23 protein-coding genes and 2 pseudogenes are annotated in these 22,629 nt (G+C 69.3%); 9 read left to right on the top strand and 16 right to left on the bottom strand.

The genetic code is table 11. The features are described from left to right. Positions 1–84: 84 nt before the first annotated feature. Positions 85–864 carry an exodeoxyribonuclease III gene (locus V2W30_RS32160; RefSeq protein ID WP_338702013.1) on the bottom strand — a complete coding sequence of 260 codons (780 nt, stop codon included), beginning with the start codon at positions 862–864 and terminating at the stop codon, positions 85–87. 102 nt (positions 865–966) lie between these two features. Between V2W30_RS32160 and V2W30_RS32155 the strand changes: the two genes are divergently transcribed. Further along, positions 967–1,563 (top strand): isochorismatase family protein, encoded by a 597-nt coding sequence (locus tag V2W30_RS32155; RefSeq protein ID WP_338702012.1) that lies wholly within the window; start codon positions 967–969, stop codon positions 1,561–1,563. Position 1,564: 1 nt separating this feature from the next. Here V2W30_RS32155 and V2W30_RS32150 read toward each other — a convergent pair whose 3' ends face one another. Together V2W30_RS32150 and pcaC are read right to left on the bottom strand one after the other, a co-directional pair. After that, positions 1,565–2,200 carry an MBL fold metallo-hydrolase gene (locus tag V2W30_RS32150; protein ID WP_338702011.1) on the bottom strand — a complete coding sequence of 212 codons (636 nt, stop codon included), beginning with the start codon at positions 2,198–2,200 and terminating at the stop codon, positions 1,565–1,567. 16 nt (positions 2,201–2,216) lie between these two features. Next, positions 2,217–3,509, bottom strand: a complete 1,293-nt coding sequence (gene pcaC, locus V2W30_RS32145; protein ID WP_338702010.1) for a 4-carboxymuconolactone decarboxylase — start codon at positions 3,507–3,509, stop codon at positions 2,217–2,219. Between the two features lie 432 nt (positions 3,510–3,941). Here pcaC and V2W30_RS32140 point away from each other — a divergent pair, with 432 nt between their 5' ends. The 4 genes and pseudogenes from V2W30_RS32140 (at position 3,942) to V2W30_RS32130 (ending at position 7,000) form a co-directional block, all read left to right on the top strand. After that, positions 3,942–4,394: an NUDIX domain-containing protein gene (locus V2W30_RS32140; protein ID WP_338702009.1), complete on the top strand. Its 453-nt coding sequence runs from the start codon at positions 3,942–3,944 to the stop codon at positions 4,392–4,394. After that, positions 4,391–6,370, top strand: coding sequence for an ABC transporter ATP-binding protein (locus V2W30_RS32135; protein WP_338702008.1), 1,980 nt, complete (start codon positions 4,391–4,393; stop codon positions 6,368–6,370). Before V2W30_RS32140 ends, V2W30_RS32135 begins: the two co-directional genes overlap by 4 nt. Before the next feature lie 20 nt (positions 6,371–6,390). Continuing rightward, positions 6,391–6,525, top strand: a pseudogene (locus V2W30_RS41710) (NUDIX hydrolase); the annotation flags it as partial. Between the two features lie 148 nt (positions 6,526–6,673). After that, the gene (locus tag V2W30_RS32130) at positions 6,674–7,000 is read left to right on the top strand and encodes an NUDIX domain-containing protein (protein ID WP_338702007.1); all 327 of its coding nucleotides are present in this window, start codon (positions 6,674–6,676) and stop codon (positions 6,998–7,000) included. 30 nt (positions 7,001–7,030) lie between these two features. Here the strand turns inward: V2W30_RS32130 and V2W30_RS32125 are convergent, their stop codons facing one another. From V2W30_RS32125 to V2W30_RS32105, 5 genes are all read right to left on the bottom strand, one after another. Continuing rightward, positions 7,031–7,852, bottom strand: coding sequence for a class I SAM-dependent methyltransferase (locus tag V2W30_RS32125; RefSeq protein ID WP_338702006.1), 822 nt, complete (start codon positions 7,850–7,852; stop codon positions 7,031–7,033). Beyond that, positions 7,849–8,556: a hypothetical protein gene (locus V2W30_RS32120; protein WP_338702005.1), complete on the bottom strand. Its 708-nt coding sequence runs from the start codon at positions 8,554–8,556 to the stop codon at positions 7,849–7,851. Before V2W30_RS32120 ends, V2W30_RS32125 begins: the two co-directional genes overlap by 4 nt. Before the next feature lie 24 nt (positions 8,557–8,580). Continuing rightward, positions 8,581–9,858, bottom strand: coding sequence for an MFS transporter (locus V2W30_RS32115; protein ID WP_338702004.1), 1,278 nt, complete (start codon positions 9,856–9,858; stop codon positions 8,581–8,583). A 126-nt stretch (positions 9,859–9,984) separates the two neighbouring features. Beyond that, a complete protein-coding gene (locus V2W30_RS32110) occupies positions 9,985–10,746 on the bottom strand; it encodes a hypothetical protein (RefSeq protein WP_338702003.1) in 762 nt (253 codons plus the stop codon). Between the two features lie 37 nt (positions 10,747–10,783). Next, entirely contained in the window at positions 10,784–12,505 is a 1,722-nt protein-coding gene (locus V2W30_RS32105; RefSeq protein ID WP_338702002.1) for a PQQ-binding-like beta-propeller repeat protein, read from the bottom strand. A gap of 836 nt (positions 12,506–13,341) precedes the next feature. Between V2W30_RS32105 and V2W30_RS32100 the strand changes: the two genes are divergently transcribed. Beyond that, positions 13,342–13,902: a hypothetical protein gene (locus tag V2W30_RS32100; protein WP_338702001.1), complete on the top strand. Its 561-nt coding sequence runs from the start codon at positions 13,342–13,344 to the stop codon at positions 13,900–13,902. A 242-nt stretch (positions 13,903–14,144) separates the two neighbouring features. Here V2W30_RS32100 and V2W30_RS32095 read toward each other — a convergent pair whose 3' ends face one another. Together V2W30_RS32095 and V2W30_RS32090 are read right to left on the bottom strand one after the other, a co-directional pair. Further along, positions 14,145–14,660 (bottom strand): DUF5994 family protein, encoded by a 516-nt coding sequence (locus V2W30_RS32095; protein ID WP_338702000.1) that lies wholly within the window; start codon positions 14,658–14,660, stop codon positions 14,145–14,147. Between the two features lie 92 nt (positions 14,661–14,752). Then, positions 14,753–15,736 (bottom strand): acyl-CoA desaturase, encoded by a 984-nt coding sequence (locus tag V2W30_RS32090; protein ID WP_338701999.1) that lies wholly within the window; start codon positions 15,734–15,736, stop codon positions 14,753–14,755. A 453-nt stretch (positions 15,737–16,189) separates the two neighbouring features. Between V2W30_RS32090 and V2W30_RS32085 the strand changes: the two genes are divergently transcribed. Both V2W30_RS32085 and V2W30_RS32080 read left to right on the top strand, forming a co-directional pair. Next, complete coding sequence (locus tag V2W30_RS32085; protein WP_338701998.1) at positions 16,190–16,750, top strand: DUF5994 family protein; 561 nt, start codon at positions 16,190–16,192, stop codon at positions 16,748–16,750. A 394-nt stretch (positions 16,751–17,144) separates the two neighbouring features. Next, positions 17,145–17,828 carry a 2-phosphosulfolactate phosphatase gene (locus V2W30_RS32080; protein WP_338701997.1) on the top strand — a complete coding sequence of 228 codons (684 nt, stop codon included), beginning with the start codon at positions 17,145–17,147 and terminating at the stop codon, positions 17,826–17,828. Here V2W30_RS32080 and V2W30_RS32075 read toward each other — a convergent pair. Further along, on the bottom strand, positions 17,825–18,166 hold the full coding sequence (locus V2W30_RS32075; protein WP_338701996.1) for a MerR family transcriptional regulator: 342 nt from the start codon (positions 18,164–18,166) through the stop codon (positions 17,825–17,827). The genes V2W30_RS32080 and V2W30_RS32075 overlap by 4 nt on opposite strands. Positions 18,167–18,724: 558 nt before the next feature. Between V2W30_RS32075 and V2W30_RS32070 the strand changes: the two genes are divergently transcribed. Next, on the top strand, positions 18,725–19,084 hold the full coding sequence (locus tag V2W30_RS32070) for a hypothetical protein (RefSeq protein ID WP_338701995.1): 360 nt from the start codon (positions 18,725–18,727) through the stop codon (positions 19,082–19,084). Positions 19,085–19,160: 76 nt separating this feature from the next. Here the strand turns inward: V2W30_RS32070 and V2W30_RS32065 are convergent, their stop codons facing one another. The 5 genes and pseudogenes from V2W30_RS32065 to V2W30_RS32045 form a co-directional block, all read right to left on the bottom strand. Then, entirely contained in the window at positions 19,161–19,469 is a 309-nt protein-coding gene (locus V2W30_RS32065; RefSeq protein WP_338701994.1) for an SCO5918 family protein, read from the bottom strand. A 20-nt stretch (positions 19,470–19,489) separates the two neighbouring features. Continuing rightward, a complete protein-coding gene (locus V2W30_RS32060; RefSeq protein ID WP_338701993.1) occupies positions 19,490–19,678 on the bottom strand; it encodes a hypothetical protein in 189 nt (62 codons plus the stop codon). A 143-nt stretch (positions 19,679–19,821) separates the two neighbouring features. Next, a pseudogene (locus V2W30_RS32055) lies at positions 19,822–21,194 on the bottom strand (DEAD/DEAH box helicase). A 192-nt stretch (positions 21,195–21,386) separates the two neighbouring features. Then, positions 21,387–21,590 (bottom strand): cold-shock protein, encoded by a 204-nt coding sequence (locus V2W30_RS32050; protein ID WP_338701992.1) that lies wholly within the window; start codon positions 21,588–21,590, stop codon positions 21,387–21,389. 230 nt (positions 21,591–21,820) lie between these two features. Further along, the gene (locus V2W30_RS32045; protein ID WP_338701991.1) at positions 21,821–22,618 is read right to left on the bottom strand and encodes a glycosyltransferase family 2 protein; all 798 of its coding nucleotides are present in this window, start codon (positions 22,616–22,618) and stop codon (positions 21,821–21,823) included. Positions 22,619–22,629 lie beyond the last annotated feature (11 nt).

Raw genomic sequence — 22,629 nt, 5'->3', positions numbered from 1 at the left:
CGATGAAGGCTGAGCGGCGAAGCCGCAAGCTTTCAGGGGCGCGGGGAACCGCGCGACCAGCCCCCCACGGCGCCGCAGCCGCGACTACACGTCCAGATCCACCACCACGGGCGCGTGATCCGACGCCCCCTTGCCCTTGCGCTCCTCGCGGTCGACGTACGCGTCCTTGACCGCTCCCGCGAATGCCGGGTTCCCGTAGACCAGGTCGATCCGCATGCCCTTGTTCTTCGGGAAGCCGAGGGCGCGGTAGTCCCAGTACGTGAAGGGGTGGTCGTACTTCAAGGGCCGCGGCACGACATCGCTCAGGCCCGTCTCGCGCAGCGAGGCCAGCGCGGCGCGCTCGGCGGGGGTCACGTGCGTGGCGCCGTCGAACTGGGCGATGTCCCAGACGTCGTCGTCCGTCGGTGCCACGTTGTAGTCGCCCATGATCGCGAACGGGCGCGCGCCCGCCGCGTCGCCCGCGGCCGCCGCCTTCAGCGCCTCGAACCACTGGAGCTTGTACGCGTAGTGCGGGTGGTCCACCTCCCGCCCGTTCGGCACGTAGACCGACCAGACGCGGACCGGGCCGCAGGTCGCGGAGACCGCGCGGGGCTCCTCGGCGCCGTCGTAGCCGGGGTCGCCGGGCAGGCCCTTGACGATGTCGTCCAGGCCGACGCGGGAGAGCAGTGCCACCCCGTTCCACCTGCCGTTCGCGTTCACCGCCGACTCGTAGCCGAGCTCGCGCAGCGCGTCCGTGGGGAACTGCTCGGCCGAGCACTTGGTCTCCTGCACGCACAGCACGTCCGTGCCGCTGCTCTCCAGCCAGGCAAGGAGGCGCGGCAGGCGCGCGGTGATCGAGTTCACGTTCCAGGTAGCAATGCGCATGCTCCACAACCTACCGGCCGGGTACGACAACGGCCCGGACCCGGATCGGATATAGACAGGCAACCTTGCAAGTTTGCCTGTTAGGCAGGTAACCTGCCGAATATGAGCACCCCCAGCGCCAGCGCCCCCCGCGCCCTCGACGAGCGCCCCGCCCTCGTCCTCATCGACCTCCAGAACGGCATCCTCGGCCTGCCGACCGTGCACCCCTCCGCGGACGTCCTGAAGAACGCCGCGCGGCTCGCCGACGCGTTCCGCGCCCAGGACCTGCCTGTCGTCCGCGTGAAGGTCGCCTGGTCGCCCGACGGCGGCGACCTGCCGGTCAGCCGGTCCGCCGCGCCGGGCCTGACGCAGGCACCGCCGCCGGAGTTCTCCGCGTTCCCCGACGAGCTGGGCCCGCTGGGCGACGACATCGTGATCACCAAGCGGCACTGGGGCGCGTTCACCGGCACCGAGCTGGATCTGCAACTGCGCCGCCGCGGAGTCACCCAGATCGTGCTCGGCGGCATCTCGTCGTCGATCGGGGTCGAGTCGACCGCGCGCTCCGCCTTCGAGCTGAGCTACCACCTGCTGGTGGTCGAGGACGCGACGACCGACACGGACGCCGCGTCGCACGCGCACAGCTTCGGCAAGATCTTCCCGCGCATCGCCGAACAGGGCACGACCGAGGACGTCCTCGAACTCCTCGCCCAGCGACGGTAGTTCACAACCGCGCGGAGGCGCCCGGGGTCAGTCGCAGGTGCTCGGTGCCGCCGAGCGCGCCGATCTGGTTGTCGTAGATCGGCCGCGCGAGGTCGGTCAGGAGCGCGTCGTGGATGTCGTACGCGCGCCGCGGCTTCACCTCGCGTACGTACTCGATGACCTCGGAGATCTTGTTCCACGGCGCCATGACCGGCAGCATCAGCGTCTCGACCGGGTGGTCGGGGACGGTCAGGGCGTCGCCGGGGTGGAAGACGGCCCCGCCGTCGATGAGATAGCCGACGTTCGTGATGCGCGGGATGTCCGGGTGGATGACGGCGTGCAGCTCGCCGTGGACCTGCACGTCGAAGCCCGCGGCCGTGAACGTGTCACCGTGACCGACCGTGTGGACACGGCCGGGGAACGCCGCCGAGATCTTCTCCGCCACCGCTTTCAGCGTCCAGATCTGTGCGCCGGGACGGGCTTCCATCCCGGCGCGCAGTCGTGCCTCGTCGAAGTGGTCGGGGTGCTCGTGCGTCACGAGGACGGCGTCGGCGCCGAGCGCCGCGTCCTCCTCCGAGAACCCGCCCGGGTCGATGACGAGCGTCTGTCCTTCCTTCTCCAGGCGGACACAGGCATGGGTCTTCTTCGTGAACTTCATACGACCCATCCTGCGCCTACTCCTGCGGCGTCGTCTCCTCACGGATCACCTGCTGGGCGACCTTGAACGCCGAGTTGGCGGCGGGGACCCCGCAGTAGACGGCGCTCTGGAGCAGGATCTCCTTGATCTCGGCCGCCGTGAGGCCGTTGCGCAGGGCGGCCCGGGTGTGGAAGGCCAGCTCGTCGAGGTGGCCGCCCGCGACCAGGGCGGTCAGCGTCACGCAGGAGCGCATCCGGCGGTCCAGGCCGGGACGCGACCAGACCTCGCCCCAGGCGTAGCGCGTGATGAGCTGCTGGAAGTCGCCGGAGAAGTCGTCGGCCGTGGCCAGGGCCCGGTCCACGTGCGCGTCGCCGAGGACCTCGCGACGCACCTTCAGACCCACGTCGTGCGGGTCGGGGCGGCCGGCGGCCTCGGGCTGGACGACGGCCGCGGCGATCTCCGCGCGGGGCGCGAGCGGCACCGGCGACGGCGCGAGGACCGGCTTGACCGGGGCGGCCTGGATGGCGTGCTGCCCGGTCTCGTACCCGGGCAGCCAGGCCGTGGAGAAGTGGCGTACGAGGAGGTCGGTGACGGCCGCGGGCTGCTCGACCGGGGCCAGGTGGGAGGCGCCGGGGACGACGGCGAGGCGCGCGTCCGGGATGCCCGCGACCAGGGTGCGGGCCTCGGCCGGTCCGGTGACCTGGTCCTCGGAGCCGACGAGCACGAGCGTGGGGACGCCGATGGCGCCGAGCTCGGCACGGACGTCGAAGGCGGCGAGCGCCTCGCAGGCGGCGATGTAGCAGCCGGGGTCCGTCGTACGGACCATCTGCACGGCCCAGTCGGTGATGGCGGGCTGCGCCGTCGCGAAGCCCTGGGTGAACCAGCGCTCCGGGGACGTACGGGCGATGGGGTCGAGTCCGTTGCTGCGCACGATGACGCCGCGCTGGCGGAACTCGTCGGCCGTGCCGAAGCGGGGCGAGGCCGCGATGAGCGCCAGGGAGGCGACGCGGTGCGGGTGGCGCAGCGCCAGCTCGGCACCGATCGCGCCGGCCAGCGAGCAGCCCGCGTACCCGAACCGCTGCACGCCGACCTCGTCGAGCGTGGCGAGCAGCCGGTCCGCGAGCTCCGCGACGGAACCCGCCGGGTGGGCGGGGGCGCCACCGTGCCCGGGAAGGTCGTAACGGAACACCCGCCACTGCTGGGTCAGCTCGGGTATCTGCCGGTCCCACATGTGCCAGGTGGTGCCCAGTGAGGGACCCAGGATCAGGACAGGAGCGTCGTCCGGTCCGTCAAAGCGGTATTGGAGGGTGTTCTTCGGTGTCTCACTCACCCTCCCGAGCCTCTCATCCGTCACTGACCGTCACCTCGTCGGGGTGGGCCTCAGGGCCTTTGCTCCCGGCCTGACGGCCCATCATCCGGCGCGGCCGCAACCTCCGACACGGTCCGGCAGCGCCGTCGCCCCCCACACGCGTGACGCGCGCGCGACCCGCTTTCCCGGCGCACGCGGGAGTATCTGGGCAAACCACCAGAACAGCACATGCGTTCCAAGAAATACCCCTCCCGTGCCCCGAACGAATGGCCCGACGGCCCGTTGTTCCGAGCACCTGTCCGAGCAGCACGCACACCGAGGAGGCCCCATGCCCCGCCACGTCATGACCGTCGGCGCGCACACCACGCTCGAACATCCCGGGCCCGTGCACCTCGGACCTCCCGGGACCGGGGCTCCTCGACACCTCCGCGAGGCGTCCGAGGGGGCGCCGGCGTGAGCGACCGTTACTCGAGCATCGTCGACGTGCTCATGCTCCCGTACCGCGAGGACGGACGGATGCCGCTGCTGCGCCGGGCGGAGGGCCGGTACGCGGCGGGGCGGCTCACCGTCGTGGGCGGGCACCTGGAGGAGGGCGAGTCCCCGCTGGACGGGGCGATCCGGGAGGCCGAGGAGGAGCTGGGGATCAGGATCGATCCGGCGGACGCGGAGTTCTGCGGACTGTTCCAGTTCGTCGCCGCGGACGGGACCCGGCGCCTCGGGACGGCCTGGGTGACCCGCCGCTGGGCGGGGACCCCGGCCAACATGGAGCCCGAGAAGCACGCGGAACTGCTGTGGGCCGAGCCGGGCGACCCGCCCGACGACTGCCACCCGTACACCCGCGGAGTGCTCCGGCACTTCGTCGAAGGGACCCTGTACGCCGTGATCCGGGCGGGAGGCACGGCATGAGGATCCTGCGCCGTCCGCGAGTGGCCGAGCCCAAGGTCTCCGCCTCCGAGCAGGAGCTGTTCGGAGGGCCGCTGCGCTACGACATGGGATGGACCGAACACGAGCACGCCCGGCTGGAGTTGACGCTGTGGACCGCCCTGCGCTCCACGCCCCGCCAGGTGTGGGGCACGCTGCGGCGCGCTTGGCGGGCCGACCGGGGCGCCCTGGTGAGCGTCGGCTTCTGCGAGATCGGGCAGGGGATCGTCACCGCGGTGAACCTCCTCGTCCTGAACGCCGTCATGCACGCCCTGCTGGGCACGGGGACCCCGGCCGACCGGGTCCGCACGGCCCTGCCGGCGCTGGCCGTCGGCGCGGGCGCCGCCGTGGTCAACTCGGCCCTGGCGAGCTGGTCGACCTCGCGCGCGGGCCGTCTGGAGCCGCTCGTCGAGCGGATCGCCACGACGGAGTACCTGGACGCGGCGCAGGCGGTCGAGCTGGAGGCGATCGAGGACCCGGCCTTCCGGCGGCTGCTCGACGTCGCCTACTACGGCCCCACCTACGCCCGCCGCATGATCTCCACCTGCGTCGCGGGGCTGAACAGCGCGATCGGGCTCGTCTCGACCGCGGGCATCCTGCTGGTGCTCCACTGGGCCCTCATCCCGATGCTGCTGCTGATCGTGGCGCCCCGGGGCTGGGGCGCGATGCGGGTCGCGCAGCGCCGCTACGTGTCCGTACTGAACTGGGTCGAGCACCTGCGGGCCAGTCGCCTCATCGGCAATCTGCTGACCGAGCGGAGCGCGGCCCAGGAGGTGAGGCTGCACGGCGTGGGCCCCTATCTGCTCGCCCGCTACCGGGACATGGCCGAGAACGCGGAGGAGGAGCAGCAGCGGCTGGCCAACGGCAAGGCCGCGACGGAACTCCTGGCGACCGCGCTGTCCGGCCTCGCCACGGCGGCGACCTACGCGGTGATGTTCTGGCTGATCACGGGCGGGCGGATGAGCCTGGCCGTCGCCGGTACCGCGGTGTTCGCCATCCGCTCGGGCTCGGCCAGCCTCGGCTCCCTGGTGATGACCGTCAACGACCTCCACGAGGAGTCGCTGTACGTCCAGGACCACGAGCGTTTCCTGGTCGAGGCGGCCCGGCGCGCCATCCCCCGGGGCGGCGCGGCACCGCCGGAGCGCGTCGACGCGATCGCCCTGGACCGGGTCGGCTACCGCTACCCCGACCGGGACGAACCCGCCCTGCACGAGGTGTCGTTGACCCTGCCCATGGGCAGCGTGACAGCCGTGGTCGGTGACAACGGCGCGGGCAAGTCCACCCTCGTGAAGATCATCAGCGGCCTTCTCGTCCCCAGCACCGGATCGGTCTCCTGGGGCGGCTGCCCCGTCACCGGGCTGGACCGCTTCCAGCTCTTCGAACGGGTCGGACAGCTGACCCAGGACTTCCAGCGATGGCCCATGACGGCCGCGATGAACATCCGCATCGGCCGCCCCGAACACCCAGTCACCGAGGGCGAGTTGGACCGGTCGGTTCGGTTCGCCGGAGTCGCCCCGGTGCTCGCGAAACTGCCCGACGGGCTCAACACCCTGCTGGCCCGCATGTTCCGGGGCGCGACCGAACTGTCCGGCGGCGAGTGGCAGAAGGTGGGCCTGGCGCGCTCGCACCGGCGCACCGAGACCTCCGTCGCGGACAGCGTCCTGATCGTCGACGAGCCGACCTCGGCCCTCGACCCCGAGGCCGAGATCCGCGCCTTCGACCGCATCCGCGAACTGGCCTCTCCCCACCGCGCCGTGGTGCTGGTGACCCACCGCATGTCCGGGGTGCGCTGGGCGGATCACATCTACGTCCTCAACAAGGGCCGCGTCGTCGAGCACGGCACCCATGACGAACTCGTCGCGGCCGACCGTCAGTACGCGTCCATGTTCCGCGTCCAGGCCGCGCAGTACGGCACGACCCTGCCCCGCCCGACCCGCCCCCCGGCCACCGAATCCGCCTGACCGGACCACGAAGGAGCACCGTGCCCCTTTCCGACACCGCCCCCGCGCCCGTACGCCCCACGGACGGCACCGCCGCCCTCCTCGTCAACGGCGCCGGCGAGTACCTCCTGCACCTGCGCGCGGCCAACAGACCGATCTGGCGGGCCGGCCACTGGTGCCTGCTCGGCGGCCGCCTCGAACCCGGGGAGAGCGCCGACGAGATCGCACTCCGCGAAGGCGTCCAACTGCGCTGGACGTCCGTCGAGGAGACCGCCGAGATGACGATGTGCCCCAGCACCCTGGCGATCCTCGACGAGCACCGCCGTGATCCGCGCCCCCGCCTCGACACGACCGGTCTGCCCGCCGTCCTCCAGATCACCGAACCGGCACCGGCCGCGCACCAGGACCGCAGCATCGTCGGCGCGCACCTCGTCCTCGTACGGGCATCTGCCGACCGGTCACCGCGAGCCCGGCGAGTCCACGCTCGCGTGCCTGGTCCGCGAGTACGCCGAGGAGACCGGCCTCACCGTAGCCCCCACGGACCTCCGACTGGTCCACACCCTGGACCACCTCGCCCCGGACAGCCTGATCCCCCGCATCCAGATGTTCTTCACCGCCACGCACTGTCACTCCTCACACTCAAGCCGTTGACCAGCGGCAATGAAGAATTCCGGGAGCGCATTAAGCCGAAGCGGTTTCATATCTCGGCCTCACGGCCTTAAAGGAGAAATGTAGAGGGAGTTCGCCATTTTTTAGTCTCCAGCGATAGGCTGGCACACCCCTTTGCAGGAAAGGAAGTTCGCGTTCGGTCCAGGGGTATTCGCATAGCCGGGATACGGTCAGCCCAGCACCTGCCGCAGCAGTGACAATGGCACCTAGATCATGTGTCCAAAGATACTTCGCGGCCTGCCCGTTCGAGCCGGCCCGCGGCACCGGGATGCGACTTGGGCTGCTTGTCGAGAAGTAGGCGTACGTGGGTGTGGGCTCAAGTGCGTCTTCACGTAGCGTCTTGAGGATTGGGTGGGTGTCGTTCAGATGGAAGAGGCCGCCGGGTTTCAGCAAGCGAGCTACGTGGCTGAACCATTGGTTCAGGTCGGGCAACCAGCGCACAACACCCCGCGAGGCATATACGACGTCAAAGCTCCCTGCGTGCGATGCTTCGAATTCCTCGATCTCTGCGCAGTGAAACTGCGTGGGATCATCCAGTCGCTCGGCTATGCGACGGGCTACGTGGATGGCTTCCTCAGAGAAGTCGAGACCGGTTGCGCGTGCCCCTTGGCGGCTCCAACTGATGGTGTCTGCACCGAACATGCACTGCAGATGCAGCAAGCGGGCTTGGGCTACGTCTCCGATGTCTTCGACCTCGAAGTCGCGGAGCGTGGTGGATCCGACGGGCTGGAGCCGCTTCACCGTCGCGGCCATGGCTTTGTCACCGTGGCGGGCAGCCCACTCGTTCCACAGCGTGCGGTTGGACTCGACTCGCCGGTCGTTGTCCGTAGTCACTGCTTCAGAACGTCCAGGACAGCCGACTTGCTTGGCGCAAGCTCGTCTCGCGGTACGTCGAGGAGGACGTCTACCCCGCTGGTGTAGTCGGAGGCTTGGCGCAACCAGGCCGTGTCCGCTGCTGTGAGAGGACCGTGATGGTCCTCTCCTTGGCTGCCGTACGCATGAAGGGCGACGACGCGGTGGCCGACCGCGTCCCACCACTGTGAGGGGGTCGAACCGCGCCAGACGAGTCTGGGGATGTCCAGGGCTGCCTGAGCATCGATGTGTTCGAGTAGCGCGGCGAACGGGCCAGGACGCGTCTCGAAGGTGTTCTCGACGATGATCTCAGCGTGGGGGTGGAGCCGATGTGCCACTTCTGCCATGGCATCGAGGACCTGGGACGGGGCCCGGGTGGCCTGATAGGGGAGGAAGGAGTGCAGCAGCAGTCGGGACGCGCCAGCTCGGGCTGCTTGCAGTCCTGCCCCTACGAGCTTGTCCACACTTGCACGCCGGTCCGGGACATCTTCGTCGAGTTGGATGTCACGGAAGGGGAGGTGGGCGATCGTAGGTGGGTCAAACTCCTTCGCGTATTTAAGAGTTGTTGTGATGTCGTCGACGCTGTCGCCAGAGTGGAAGACGACGGCGGGCGCGAGGTCCAGTTCTCGAAGTACGTGGATCTTTTCGTCGATCACTTTGGACGACGTGAGACTGTAGAGGTGCATCCAGGCACTCCTTTCGCAAGGTATTCAGCGGGTGCCGACAGTTCGTGCCGGTGGTGTCGGAGCGGGTTCTGCCCCTGCCGATGCCGTGTCGCCGCAGGGCGCGGCCATGAGGAAGCCCAGCGCGATGACCGTTATGGCGAGTGCTGTTGAGGGAAGTCCTGCGCTCTTGTGCCCCCAGGAGGCGACGGCTGCGACGGCCACCGTTGACAAGACGGCCGCGACTCTGGCGAGCACGGAGGCCAAAGCGGCGACTCGTCCGGTGACTTGCGAATCGAGCCGGGTCTGCCATTGAAGGTTGGCATCCAGCAGCGTGCGCGTGAACAGGACACCCAGGACGACAAGGAGGACAGGCATGCAGGGTGTCGGAAGCGTTAGGGCGGCGGCCAAGAGGAAGGTGGCCCCGGCGGTGATCAGCCAGCCCCGGCGGGGGCGATTTCCCATCGACTCATCCTTTCGCCGCCCGGTGTAGAGCGACATGCCCAGGGACCCTAGGGAAAAGGCGGCCCAGGTGAGTCCGAGCATCGTGGCTGAGGCGCCTCTGGCCTCGAGAATGAGCGGAAAGCCGAGGGTGATGACAGGCATGGGAAGGTTGAGGACCAATTGCCTGCTGAGTGCGTCACGGACAAGCGGCTGGTGCTTGGCGATACGTGCTCCTTCCCAGGTGAAGGACTTCCCATCGCGCGCTTTTGTGGCAGGCCGAACCCACCGGGCCTCGCGAGGGAACAGTGACCAGACCAAACTGAGTCCGATGAGGGCCAGCAGGAAGGAAGCGGCATTCACTCCCAGCACAACCGACATTGAGGTAGCGGCCACCATGGCACCGCCCGCGCCGGTTCCGACGATGTCGGCGGTGTTGCGGACAGCACGGTCCTTGCCCAGAAGGCTCTTGAGCGGCACATCAGCGTGAGTGGAGAGCTCGCGCAACACTGCCGTACGCGTGGAGGTGTACAGGATCCCGACACTGGCATCCAGGGCCTGGACCGCAGTGAGCCCGTAGGTGATCGCCGAGGAATGGTCCCCCGACCCGATAACGAGGAGACAAGTGATCCCATAGAGAACCATGCGGCCCGCGTCCATGGTCATCAAGGTCGGCAGGCGCGGCAGCCGATCGGCCAGCGTTCCGCCTAGGGGACCAAATACAAGCTCCGGAACGATCGTCGCCAGTGATACGGCCACCAAAGACCACACGCTGCTGGTCTGCACCAAAGCGACCCACGGCAGTGCGAGCCGCCATGCCGCGGTGCCTATCTGGGAGGCGGCGTATCCTGCCCAGAACAGCGACAGACTGCGGCGTTTTCCCATGAGAATCCCTGTCTTTGCTGGGCCGCAGCGGAGAACGTTACGGGTTCTCCGCTGCGGCCGCTTCACCAGCCGTTCCGATCAGAAGACATCGTCAAACTGGTCGGTCCGGATGCACTTGCCGAAGCCCTAGGCTGCGGCAGCACTGTGCTCGCGCTGGTGCGAGCGGACGGCCAGGCGCGCCTGGCCACCAATGACATCGGTGAAGTGATACGGCTGCGTACCGTTGGCCAAGCCCACGGCAGCAACGCGGATCTCTCCATCGACATCGGCCGTCTCACGGACGGTCCACTCGACGGTGCGCGTCTCGCCCGGCGTGACGACGCCAAGGCTCTGGCGCTGCTCCCCGACGAGTTCCATCCCGTTGGGAAGGGCGATGCTCACCGTCAGGTTCTCGATGCTGGACACCGTGGAAGTCATGGTGTGCGGCATCTTGAATGTGACGTCGAGCCGGACGGTCGCAGTGCTCTCCGACTGCTGGCTGACCGTCAGCTTGGTCGGCAGCGGCACGCCGAAGCACGAGTAGTCGCAGGAGGAGTTCATGTTGATCAGACCGGAGTCGTCCTCCTCGCGGTCCTGGCACAGGGCGCCGTAGTCGCCGCCCCACTCCTTCTTCGCCCACGGATCGGCCAGGATGCTCATACCTGCTGCGTGGTCGTAGCCGACACGGGCGACGATGTGACCTTCCGCGTCGACCCGCTCGAAGAGCTCCTGGTCGGGCATCGGGTAGCGCACGCCAGGGTGCTGACGCACGATCATCGGCAGGCCCTGAGCCAGAAGTTCCTTGGCGTTGGCGATGTAGCGCGGCGGGTAGGGGTCGTAGTAGTTGCCGGCCAGCAAACCGGCACCAGCCACACCCGAGGTTTCGTTGTAGCCGTCAGTGACGAGCATGTACACCTCGTTCTCTTGTTGAGTGACCAAGCAGCAGTCAGTTGCTGACCTGGTCCTTTTCCCAGGCGGACAGAACGCGCTCTATCTCCTGGGTGTCTATGGAGCGCCCCTGCGACTCGGGCAGGGGCAGCTGAGAGGCCATAAGAATGCGCTCGGCTCCCGAACGCCAGATGAAGTGCGGGCTGATGCCTTCGTCCCTCATCCACGCAGCCGCGTTCTCGATCTCGTCAGGATCGAGGTCGTGACCGTGGCGGCGGGCGACCGCGGATACGACGAGGCCTCCGGAATCGGTGCGCCGTTCCTGTGTCCCGGGCATTTCGTCCGTGTCCATCGCCAAGGCGCTGGGTTCGGACGGATGCGTACGAGCGCCAGCATCGATGTAGATCGGCAGGATGGTGTCCTGCCCGGCCGTGTGGACGGTGGCGTAGACGACGCTTTCGCCCAATCGCTTGGTCGGCAGGACGTCTCCCCGCCATTCCAGGCGTCCGGTCAGGTCGGGGTGCAGTTTCTCGTGGGCGGAGCGTCCGAACATCCGCAGGTCGACGGTGACATCGATCTTCTGGGATGAAGCGGAGGGGCTGAACACGATGGACAGCACGTCCCGCGATTCGCCCTGCTGATAGGCCGTGGTCACCTGGGGCGGCGGCGTCTTGCAGCTGGGGTTGATGACGGCCAGGTAGCCGTCGTTCGGCGGGTCGCCGCCACACAGGACGATCCGTCCGTCCACTTCGACCGGCATCGTGTACGCGTCGAAGCCGACCGGCGTGCACCAACGTGACTCGCCGGTCCGCGGTGCGAGACCAAAGAGGAACACACCGCTGTGGACAACGATGTCGTCGCCGATTGCGATGGCCGGGGACCAGATACCGGCGCTTACATCCGGGACTGACGTCCAGTTGAGGGCCCCGGACAGCGCGTCGAGGCTGAACACTTCGCCCTGCAGGCTGGTGACCAGCAGGTTCGGGCTGCTATCAGTCACGGTTTCGATGGTGGGGCGACTTCGGCACACGATGGACGGCCTGCTCGCGTCCGTCGGGAGCTCGCTCCGCCACACCAGCGATCCCGTCCTCGCATCCACTGCCGCGGACATGGGGCCCGGCAAGTTGATGTAGACGGTCCCGCCATGAAGGACCAGCCCGCTGGTGTCACAGCTGGGCATGACGGCCTCGGCAAGCCGCGTGTGCCATACCTGCTCGAGGGTGTTCGTATCGAACGCCGCGACGATCGTGAACGTGTCAGTGCCGTCACGCTCGACCCCGGCCGTGATGAACAGGCCGTCGTGGGTCACCGCGTGACCGAAGAACACGTGCCTTTCCTGCTCGCCGTGGCGGACCCCGCTGTCCTGAGAGAGTCGGTAGATCCGGTTTCCTGCTGTAGCCATGAAACCGGAATCCACGGGTACGGGTGTAGCGCGAACTCGACGCTCAAGGTAATAGCGCCTGATGAGATCGCCGGTTTCCCAATCAATTTCGACGTAACCGAAGTAACCGGACGGTCCACAGAGGGAATTAGTGCCACTATTGTAGGCCGCAGACGCGTACCCGCCAGAGGGGTAGGCCTGATGCCATAGGACCGTCCCGTCCGCGCGAACACGTCGATAGTCGTACGACTTTGTCGCATCCACGTAGGTCAAGAGTGACAGGTCACCCTCGATGACCTGCGGAACCCGACCCAACCCCCTGAGTGGGAGTGCCGTCTCGATAACCGCCTGCGGATGAGACAATGGTGCGTCGCTATGGCGGCGCCAAGGGCTCGGCATGAATGACTCCCGTTCACCACGCAGCGAAAACCTACGACGCGAACCCGCCGTTGGGTTTCTTTGGAGAGCTGTGCTGATGACGGGAGCTTGCCACGTGTGCACAGATCACAGGAAGGCCCTTTGCTTACTCTTGCGAGCCCTTTGATACCTCATTGCCAGTAGGTGAGTGCACTTTGAAACTACCCGTACACGGAGACCCGAGTGATTTCAGGTAGTCGTGATGTCATGATGTTTTGCACCCTGGCCTCTTTGTTCGCTTTGGGGTGCTCCGGCCAGGGAGGGGGCGTATCCCGGAGGCCAGGGCGATTGCAAAGTCCTGGGGATCTTGTGAGTGCGCAGGTCACAGCAGCGTGACGATGGTCGATGGGCGCGCGACCACACGTATCGAAGCTCCGTTGCGGAGGTGACCTTTTCAAGTCGCCTGCACCCAACGGAGCTTCGATGTGTCGTCAGACTGCCACCGTTCGCAAGGTTAAGTCGCCCACCCGTCAGCACCGTGCGATCGGTTCGCCGGCCGACCGGCCGGCCACGCTGGCCGATCCGCGGTGCTGGCACGGAGAGCCTCGCCCCTTCGTGGCGGTACTGCTGATCGCATGCTCCGCGGTGGTGACTGGGGCGAGGAGCTTCGTGGCGATCGATGAATGAGGCTCGGCGCCCCGCGGGACGTTCTGGTCCGGTTCGGTGCCCCATCGAGATGCCCTAGCCGCGCGGGTCCCGCCCGCCTGGAGGTCCACGGCTACACCCGTTCCATCGCCTTCCGGAAGCACGGCCAGGTGCTGCGTGCGACCGGCTTCACGTTCTGCGGGTTCGTCCGCGACCGAGGGCCCACTGCCCGCGTGGTGCCTGCCGTCGATCTCGGCGACGGCGAACTGCGTCTGCGCTTCCCCGACGGCGTGCACGCCGACACCGCCGGGCTCGACGAGGCCCTCGCGGGCCCGCGCCACGAAGCGGCGACCGGCGTGACCGTGGCCGGCGACGAGTCGTTCGAGACCCTGCAACTGTTCCTCGCCACGACACTGCCCGGCTTCTGCCGACTCACCCGTAACCGTGATCAGGACAGCGGGATCACCACGCTGCCCCGGCGCTCGGACGCCGCCGCGATCACAGCCGACGGCTCTCTCGCCCACCTCACCCACACCCTCGTGCAGGACGGACCCACGCCCGACCAGCGCCGGTCGGAGTTCGTGGTTCACGGCTTCGGTCCGACCGGGCCCGCCCTGGCCGATCGGCTCGCCGCAGCCGTCGTACGTTGGGACGTTCACGAACGGGGCCGCGGATACCCCGCGTTGGAAGTCCACCCCGCCGGAACGCCTGACACCGAGCTGCCCGCGGGGCACCTGCTGGACAAGACACACAGCCGGCTCGTGTGGACGTGGCGCTCCGACGGGCCACGGTAGACGCCACGGAAAAGCCCCCGGCGGAAATCCGAAGAACATCGCCGGGGACCGCTCCGGCGAGACGACATGCTCCCCTTCAGTGTCCTCTCGCCCACCACGCCCCCTGCGACTCCTGAAACGGCGGGAGTGCCCCGGTGATGACTGTCCGGAGGGACGCGGTACCGGAACCGCGCGTGTCGGCGTCGCGGGTCCGGCCGTTTTCTGGACCGCACCCGGGGTCGCGGGGCACGTAGGGCACCTATCTACCCACCCTCGGGCCCACCATGCGTCCGGTCGCCCGCCGGCGTGCCGCGTGAGCGACGGCGGGCACCAGGGCCGGAGTCACGACGAGCACCCACCCGCCCGTCACGCGTGGCGGCGGTCGCCCTCGTGCCCGCGGCCCGCGCCATGATCGGCTCCGCGGCCTCCTCCGCCGTATCCGGGGGTACGACGATCAGGTCCCACCGCCCGTGGCCCGGCGCCGTGAGGACGACGGTGTGCGCGGCGGTGGCGGCCAGGCTCCGGTGCAGGCTGACGACCTGTCCGGCGACGAACATCCGGCCCGGCGTCGGCGACCACAGCGCGCCGTTGAGCAGGACGCCCGCGATGGTCCCCCAGGCGCGGGGCAACCCGGCGAGCAGCGGCGGGAGTTCGGCCATCAGGTCGTACGAGCGCGGCCACCATGCCCCGTCGATAGCGCGGGGCCCACCGGCCTGGGGTGCCAGCCGCAGCCGGAGCAGGGGCTGGGAGGAAAGCGGGGGTTGCGGTGCGAGTGTCATGAGTGCGGCTCCTGCCGGCTGTCGTGCGTGGGCGTGTGGTTGCGGGTGCTGATGACGGACGTTCGCCGACGTAGGGGACCGAGGAAGGCGGTTCAGAGGCGGCGGGCGGCGACGCGTTCCGGCGTCGGCCAGCGCACGTCGTGCACGAGTCCGAGGCGTTCGAGGAGACGGATGAGGGCGGCCGAAGGGTCGATCTGGCCGCGGCCCACGCCGTGCCGGGCGCTGGTCGGCTCCGCGTGGTGGAGGTTGTGCCAGCTCTCGCCGAAGGAGAGCAGGGCGAGCGGCCACAGGTTGGTGGCGCGGTCGTGCCGTCGGGTGCGGAACGGGCGGTCACCAATCATGTGGCACAGCGAGTTCACGCTCCAGGTGACGTGGTGCAGCAGAGCGATCCGGACAAGTCCGGCCCACAGCAGGCCGGTTACTCCGTAGAGCCAGCTGCCGCCGATCGCCCAGCCCAGGCCGAACGGCAGGGCGAGGGTGACCAGGCACAGCAGCGGGAAGGCGCGGGAGATCGCGCGGATGTCGGGGTCGGCGAGCAGGTCGGGGGCGTAACGCTCGGGCGGTGTCGGGTCGTTGCGGAACAGCCAGCCGACGTGAGCGTCCAGCAGGCCGCGCAACTGGCCGCGCAGATGGGTGCCGTAGCGGTACGGGGAGTGCGGGTCTCCGGGGCGGTCGGTGAACGCGTGGTGGCGGCGGTGCGTGGCGACCCAGCTGACGACATCGCCCTGGAAACTCATCGATCCCGCCACCGCGAGCGCGACGCGCACGGGGCGGACGGCCTGGTAACTGCCGTGGGTGAGACCGCGGTGGAAGCCGACCGTGACGCCGAACCCCGTGATCGCGTAGAGGGCGACTCCGAGCACGATGTCGCTGGGGTGGATCAACCGCCCCCACAGCAGCCATCCGAGGACGCCGAGCGCCAGGAACGGCAGCGCGACGATCATGGCTGTCACCGTCACGTCGAGACGCGCACCGCCGTCCCGCGGTGGCGAACTTCCTTCAGGGAAGGGCGATGTGCCGTCGTAGTCCCCGTCGGGCCGGGGTGTGGCGGTACGCGGAGTGGAGAGCAGGGACATGAGCGGAGCTCCTCGGCCTGGTTGCGGATGGCGCGGCCGGGGTCGGGGGCTGCCCCTGAGTGGACGGCGAGGGAAAAGTGGGTGCTCGGAGACGAACGGGCACCGGCATTCACACGTCCTCGCCTTCTCCACCGTACTCCGGCCGGACCGTAAACGGGCTGGACCTCCGCGCCCGCCGCCCGGACGAGGCGGACAGCGGACGGCCCCACGCCGCTGACCAGGCACGCGAACCGGCTTCTCGCACGGGCGTGTTCAATGTCTCGCGCGAACCCATGACCCGCGGTCGTGGGTTCGCGCGAGAGAACCGGCCGAGGAGGCCGGGGGTCCGGCCCGCAGGAGTACGCTGGAGCTACCAAGGGCATTTCGTACTCCGGCATCCACGCGGGTCTCGTCCTCGGTGACCAGCTGGCATCGGAAGCGGCCACCGCGCCGCGCCGAAGACGGGTTCGCATCATGACCGCGACCATCACGCCCTCCCCCACCCTCACGACCCTCACCACCCTGCCGCCACCGTCCGCCCGTGTGGCGCTGAAGTCCCCGACCGGCCGCGGCCTGCTCGACGGCGCCTGGTGGCCCCGCTCGCGCGACCTCGCCGCCGAACTCCCCGCCCTGTCGGCCGAACTCGATCCGCTGTGGGGACGCATCACCCGCGTCGCCGTCAACCCGATGCTCTGGCCGGTCGTCCCGCGCAGCGTGGCGGTCCACGGCCATGTGCTCAAGATCGGCTGGTTCACCCCTGAACTCGACCCGCACAAGCTGCTGTTGCTGTCCTACGGCAGCGGCCGCTGGGACCTCCTGGTGATCCCGCCCGAGACGGACGAGGCGAGCGCCCGCCGGCTCATGAGCGCGGCCTGCGACCCGGACGGGCCGCCGCTGACCGCCACCGATCTCATCGCCGCCGAGACCGCGCGCGACGCCACCGTGGGCGACCGCCCGCAGAGCCCGCAGGAGTCGTGGGAGTACGAGGGCGGCGCCACCTCCACCCACTCCGTCCGCACGGCCGCCGGGTGGTGACCGGGATGGACGCCGCACTCACCGCGGCCGCCTTCCTGCTCCTGCTCACCGTGGCCGCGTACGTGATCCACCGCCTCACCGTCCGGAACGCCGAGAGGAACGCCTTGCACCCCTCCACCCGCGCTCTGCCCGACGGCCGGGCCCCCGCCGACCCGACCGGCGGGGGACACTCCCGCGGTCGGCGCCGCCGGCCCCCGGCACGATCATCGCGACGGGGGCCGTGGCCGGTTCCCGGCGCGCCGCCGCCGCGATCGCACCACGCACAAGCACACCCGCTGAACCGGCCGCGGGGAGACCCGCCGGGAAGGGCTCATGACGGGCGGCGCGTCGCGGCTCACGGGGCACGGCGGAAAAAGAAGCCGCGACACGCGGGGGCATAGGCGATCATCACCCGATGGACGCACGTTTCCTCGGGACAGCCGAGCTGACCGAAGCCCCTTCCGTCGCGGTCGTCGTCGACGTCATGCGGGCCTTCACGGTCGCGGCATGGGCCTTCGCGCAGGGCGCGGAGAAGATCGTTCTCGCCGGGTCGCTGGACGAGGCGCTGGCGCTCAAGGCGCGGCATCCGCGGTGGGTGGCGCTCAAGGACGGTCCGCCCGCGCCCGGGTTCGACGCCGTTAACTCACCGGGTCTGCTGCGCTCCACCGACCTCAAGGGACGGACCGTGGTGCAGAAGACCACGGCCGGGACGGTCGGCGCACTCGCGGTCAAGGACGCGTCGCTCGTGCTGTGCGCCGGATTCGTGGTCGCGGAGGCGACGGCCCGGCTCCTGCGGGAACGCGCGGCCGACGACGTCACGTACGTGGTGACCGGCGAGGACGGTCACGCCGACGAGGATCTGGCGTGCGCCCAGTACATCGCGGGAAGGGCCGCAGGGTCCGGGACGGATGCGGCCGCGTTCCTCGCTCGCGCCGCGCGCTCGCGCGCCGCCGCCGAGCTGGCGCAGGGAATACGCCAAGGAGTTCACCCTGATGACGTCGCGCTCTGCCTGGAGCTCGACCGATTCCCCTTCGCCATGGTGGCGGCCCCGGAAGGCGCGATCATGGTCCTGCGCCCGTGCGCCGTGGCGCCGTTCTAGGACGGCGCGTCCGACTGCCGGGCCGCTTCACCGGCGCGGCGGTACTCGGCGTTCAGCCGCTGAGCCTCTTCGAGCTGGTCCTCGAGGATGACGATGCGGCAGGCGGCCTCGATGGGGGTGCCCTGGTCGACGAGCTCGCGGGCACGCGCGGCGATGCGCAGCTGGTAGCGGGAGTAGCGCCGGTGTCCGCCGGTCGAGCGCAGCGGGGTGATGAGGCGGGCTTCGCCGATGGCCCGGAGGAAGCCCTGGGTGGTACCGAGCATCTCGGCGGCCCTGCCCATGGTGTAGGCGGGGTAGTCGTCGTCGTCGAGACGGCCGAACGAATCCTCTGCTGTCATTTGCACCTTCTCTGTGAAACGCGTCGAGGGGCCCTGGCGCCGTACCGGCACCAGGGCCCCGAAGGAACTACTACACCATCTGCCGGCTCTTGTACTGCGCCGACCTATTCTTGCCGCACACCTGACCCGGTTTCTGCCGGGGGTGCGGGGATCGCGGATGCGTGACCGGAGACCACCTGCCTATCGATGTCCTGCGGTACCCGGACTCACTGCTTCCGTCCGGGCGATCCTGATGGCGTTCGATCCCTCCGTTCTTTCCCTCTGTCGTACCAACTTGCTGCCGGCGGCCCCTTCTCACCTCGGGCCACCCGGTCCGGCCGTCAGTCCCGTCGCCGACCTGCACCTTCTCTGGCTTCAGAACTCCACCGCCGCACCGTCTCGCATCTCGATCTTGTCGATCTCGGCTACGAGAGAAACCATAGCCAGCCCACGACCCAATGTCTACTCCGGCCGACATAGATTTTCGCGTGTTCGAAGAAGAGGAAGTCCATCTTGAGTACGACCCCCGAGCATCGGTACGGGCCGGACCGCCCGGCGGCGGCGAAATATAGTGGGGCCATGTCGAAGCCTGACGAGTTGCTCGTTGACGTCGCCGCCCTGGTGGAGTCCGAGGAGAGCAACCAGATGTCCCTGACCGTGGTCACTTGTGGTGCCGTCATCACCGGCCGGCTGGCGCCCGAAGCAGTGTGGAGGCGAAGGGTCTCCGAGGTCCTGACGGACTCGGACCACCTGGGCGAGTTCTCCGGCGTGTTCGAAGCGCTGGACAAGCGGGACGGACCTCCGACCCATCTCCACTTCCACGTGGCCCGGATCCTTCAGGGCACCGTGGGCATCCCGGAGACGGGTGGGATGTACCGCGTCGCGATCGAGGACGTCAGCGCCTGGACCGTGGGCGACTTCAGCTATTCGGACCGCTGACCGCCGCAGCCGCTGAACACAGCAGTGTGGCCCCGCCCGGCGTTCGCCGGGCGGGGCCACACTGGTTTCCTCGGGTTCAGGCGGCCGCGGGGGCTCCGAGCAGTTCGGACGCCCGCTGGAACGGGTCGACGGCGGCGACGGGTTCGGCCCCGGCCCTGGCACGGCAGGTGAAGCCGAGCCGTTCCATGGCCCGCAGGACTTCGGCGGCGGTGAAGTCGCGGCGGTCCTGGCGGGTGATGACCTGGCCGACCTGCTTGACCGGGTAGTGGCGGCGGCCGATGATCACCGACTCACCGGTGACCGGTTCGGGCTTGATGCCCTTCATCGACTCCATCACGCCGTTCTTGGTGAGCTCGAAGGGAAAGCGGGCGATGACGCAGCGCATGGGACCTCACAGGGAGAAGTTCAGCGGGTTCGGCGGGAGAGGGCGAGGACGTCGCGCAGGCGCACGTGGTCCGTGTAGGCGGAGCTGTCACGGACGGCCACGAGGCCGCTGCGGGTGACGAATCCGGTGCGCTGGTCGTCCTGGTCGCAGACGACCAGCCGGCCGGTGCGGGCGGCGCGCATGACGGCCAGCGCCACCTCGACGCTCATGTCGTCGCAGACCTGCGGTCCGACGGCTTCCGGAGGCTCGACCCGTGTCCTGTGTCGGGGACCGGCGCTCGACGGTCGGTACTGCGCCTGAACCAGCGTCAAAAGGTGCCTCCTACGGAGTGGAAAGGGATCCGGGTCACGCTCTAGGCGGCCGCGTTCACGCGCGCGGACGCGTGCCGGGCGGCGCCCGACGGGCGGCGGCGGCCCCGGCCCGCGGAACGCTGCCGGGGCGCTCCTCGACCGGCGCGGTGATGACGACGGGGATGCCGGACGGGGCCTGCGCGCCGGTGATCCGGCTCAGCGCCTCGTCACCGGAGCGGACCTGGGTGGTCTGCGGCCTGATACCGGCGTCCGACATCAGGCGCGCGATGCTGCGGCGCTGGTTCGGCGTGACCAGGGTGACGACGCTGCCGGCCTCTCCGGCGCGGGCGGTACGGCCACCGCGGTGGAGGTAGTCCTTGTGGTCGGTCGGCGGGTCGACGTTGACAACCAGGTCGAGGTTGTCGACGTGGATGCCGCGCGCCGCGACGTTGGTGGCCACCAGGACACTGACGTGCCCGGACTTGAACTGCGCCAGCGTGCGGGTGCGCTGCGGCTGCGACTTGCCGCCGTGCAGCGCGGCCGCCCGGACGCCGCTGCCGAGCAGGTCCTGGGTCAGCCGGTCCACCGCGTGCTTGGTGTCCAGGAACATGATCACGCGGCCTTCACGGGCCGCGATGTGAGTCGTGGCGGCGTGCTTGTCGGCTCCGTGGACGTGCAGGACATGGTGTTCCATGCGCGTGACCGCGGCGGCCGACGGGTCGACCGAGTGCACGACGGGGTCGTTGAGGTAGCGACGCACCAGCAGGTCGACGTTGCGGTCGAGCGTGGCGGAGAACAGCATCCGCTGGCCCTCCGGACGGACCTGGTCGAGCAGCGCGGTGACCTGGGGCATGAAGCCCATGTCGGCCATCTGGTCGGCCTCGTCGAGGACCGTGACGGCCACGTCGCTCAGCCGGCACTCGCCCCGGTCGATGAGGTCCTTGAGGCGGCCGGGGGTCGCGACGACGACCTCGGCTCCGCGCCGCAGCGCGCCGGCCTGCCGGCCGATGGACATCCCGCCCACGACGGTGGCCAGGCGCACCTGGACGGAGCGGGCGTACGGCGTGAGCGCGTCGGTCACCTGCTGGGCCAGTTCACGCGTCGGTACGAGGATCAGCCCGAGCGGCCTGCGCGGCTCGGCGCGCCGGCCGCGAGTGCGGGCGAGCAGGGCGAGGCCGAAGGCGAGGGTCTTGCCGGATCCGGTGCGGCCGCGGCCCAGGACGTCGCGGCCCGCGAGGGAGTTCGGCAGCGTCGCGCCCTGGATCGGGAACGGTGCCGTCACACCCTGCCGGGCGAGCTCGGCGAGGAGCTGCTCGGGCATGTCGAGATCGGCGAACGCGGTCACGGCGGGCAGCGCGGGGGTGGTCGTCACGGGGAGTGCGAACTCACCTCGCGGCGCGGTGGACCGGCGGGCATTCGGGCGCGTGCGGTTCATACGGTTCATACGGTGCCTTCCTTGACGTGGCACATATCAAGGAATTGCGGCGGCCATGAACGCCGCAGGCAATTACGAGTATGAACCGGTGGGAACGAATTCGGGGCCGACCGATGTTTTCGCTGAAAATGCGTGCAGCTGGGGCCCGCACCCCGAAGGATGCGGGCCCCAGCTACTCAGCGCGTGTCAGCGTCAGGCCGGAACGATGTTCTCGGCCGTCGGGCCCTTCTGGCCCTGCGCGATGTCGAAGGTGACCTTCTGGCCCTCCTGGAGCTCGCGGAAGCCCGAAGCGGCGATGTTCGAGTAGTGGGCGAACACGTCAGGACCGCCACCATCCTGCTCGATGAAGCCGAAGCCCTTTTCCGCGTTGAACCACTTGACGGTGCCGTTAGCCATGTCATTTCTCCTTTGGGAGTCATTCGGCACCCGCACTGCGCGGGGCCGGGTCGTCGTGATGACCCCGCCCGGAAATGACCGGAAATACATAAGCGCTTGCACGCTTGAAGTTTTGGGAACCACAACAGCAACTGAGATCGACAGTAGCACGTCACCGCGGCACTCGGGCGCCGAAAAATTCGCTCTCACCTAATGCGGCAGAATCCCTGTCAGGGCGGTCCGCCAAATTCTCACTTCACGGGCACAGATATTTCCGGATCACGCCACTCGGGCAACCCCGAGAGCACCGCCACCCGCTGCCGTATCAACGAAATCTGGGACCCCGCCCCGATGAAATTCGTGGGCTGCGCCGAGCCCTGGGCGGCGTGCTTGCGGTAGCGGAGGGTGTTCGCGTCGACGAGTACGCCGGTGGCGCGGGCGCCCGCCGCCATCAGCAGACCGGTGTCCTCCATGCCGTGCAGAGCGGTCCACGCCCCGAGTTCGACGAGCAGGGCGCGCCGCCACAGGATGCCCGCCGGGTGGACGGGGAGGCTGTAGCCGTGCGGTGCCGTCAGCCAGTGGGCGGGGAGGGTGCCACGGGGCACGGGGCCGGGCTTCAGGGGCAGCGGGTGGTCCCGGAGCCGGCCGTCGGGCAGGAGGTCGCGGGCGCGGCCCACCGCGTAACCGGCGTGCGGTCGCGCGGCCAGGGCGCGGGTGAGGGTGGTGAGGGCGCCGGGTTCGAGGAGGTCGTCGGCGTCGACGTTCTGGACGAGCGGGGCGGCGGCGCGGGCGAGGGCGATGTTGCGGGTGGGTCCGGGCCCGACCGCGGTGCCGTGCGCCTCGGCGCGGACCCGGGGGTCGCGGTCCGCGCCGCAGGAGGCCAGTGCCTCGGCTACCGCTCCCCCACCCGGCCCGTCGAGTTGGACCAGCCACTCCCACGACGTGAGGTCCTGGGCCCGCAGGGAGTCCCAGACGTCCGGCAGGAAGCGTACGTACGGCGCGTGGACCGCCGTCACGACACTCACGCTCGGCCGTCTGTCCGATTGCATGACCGGATGAT

The organism is Streptomyces sp. Q6 (assembly GCF_036967205.1).
Taxonomy (GTDB): domain Bacteria; phylum Actinomycetota; class Actinomycetes; order Streptomycetales; family Streptomycetaceae; genus Streptomyces; species Streptomyces citrinus.
Note: the sequence above shows the minus strand (reverse complement) of the source record. Positions and strands in the feature narration are given on the sequence as shown.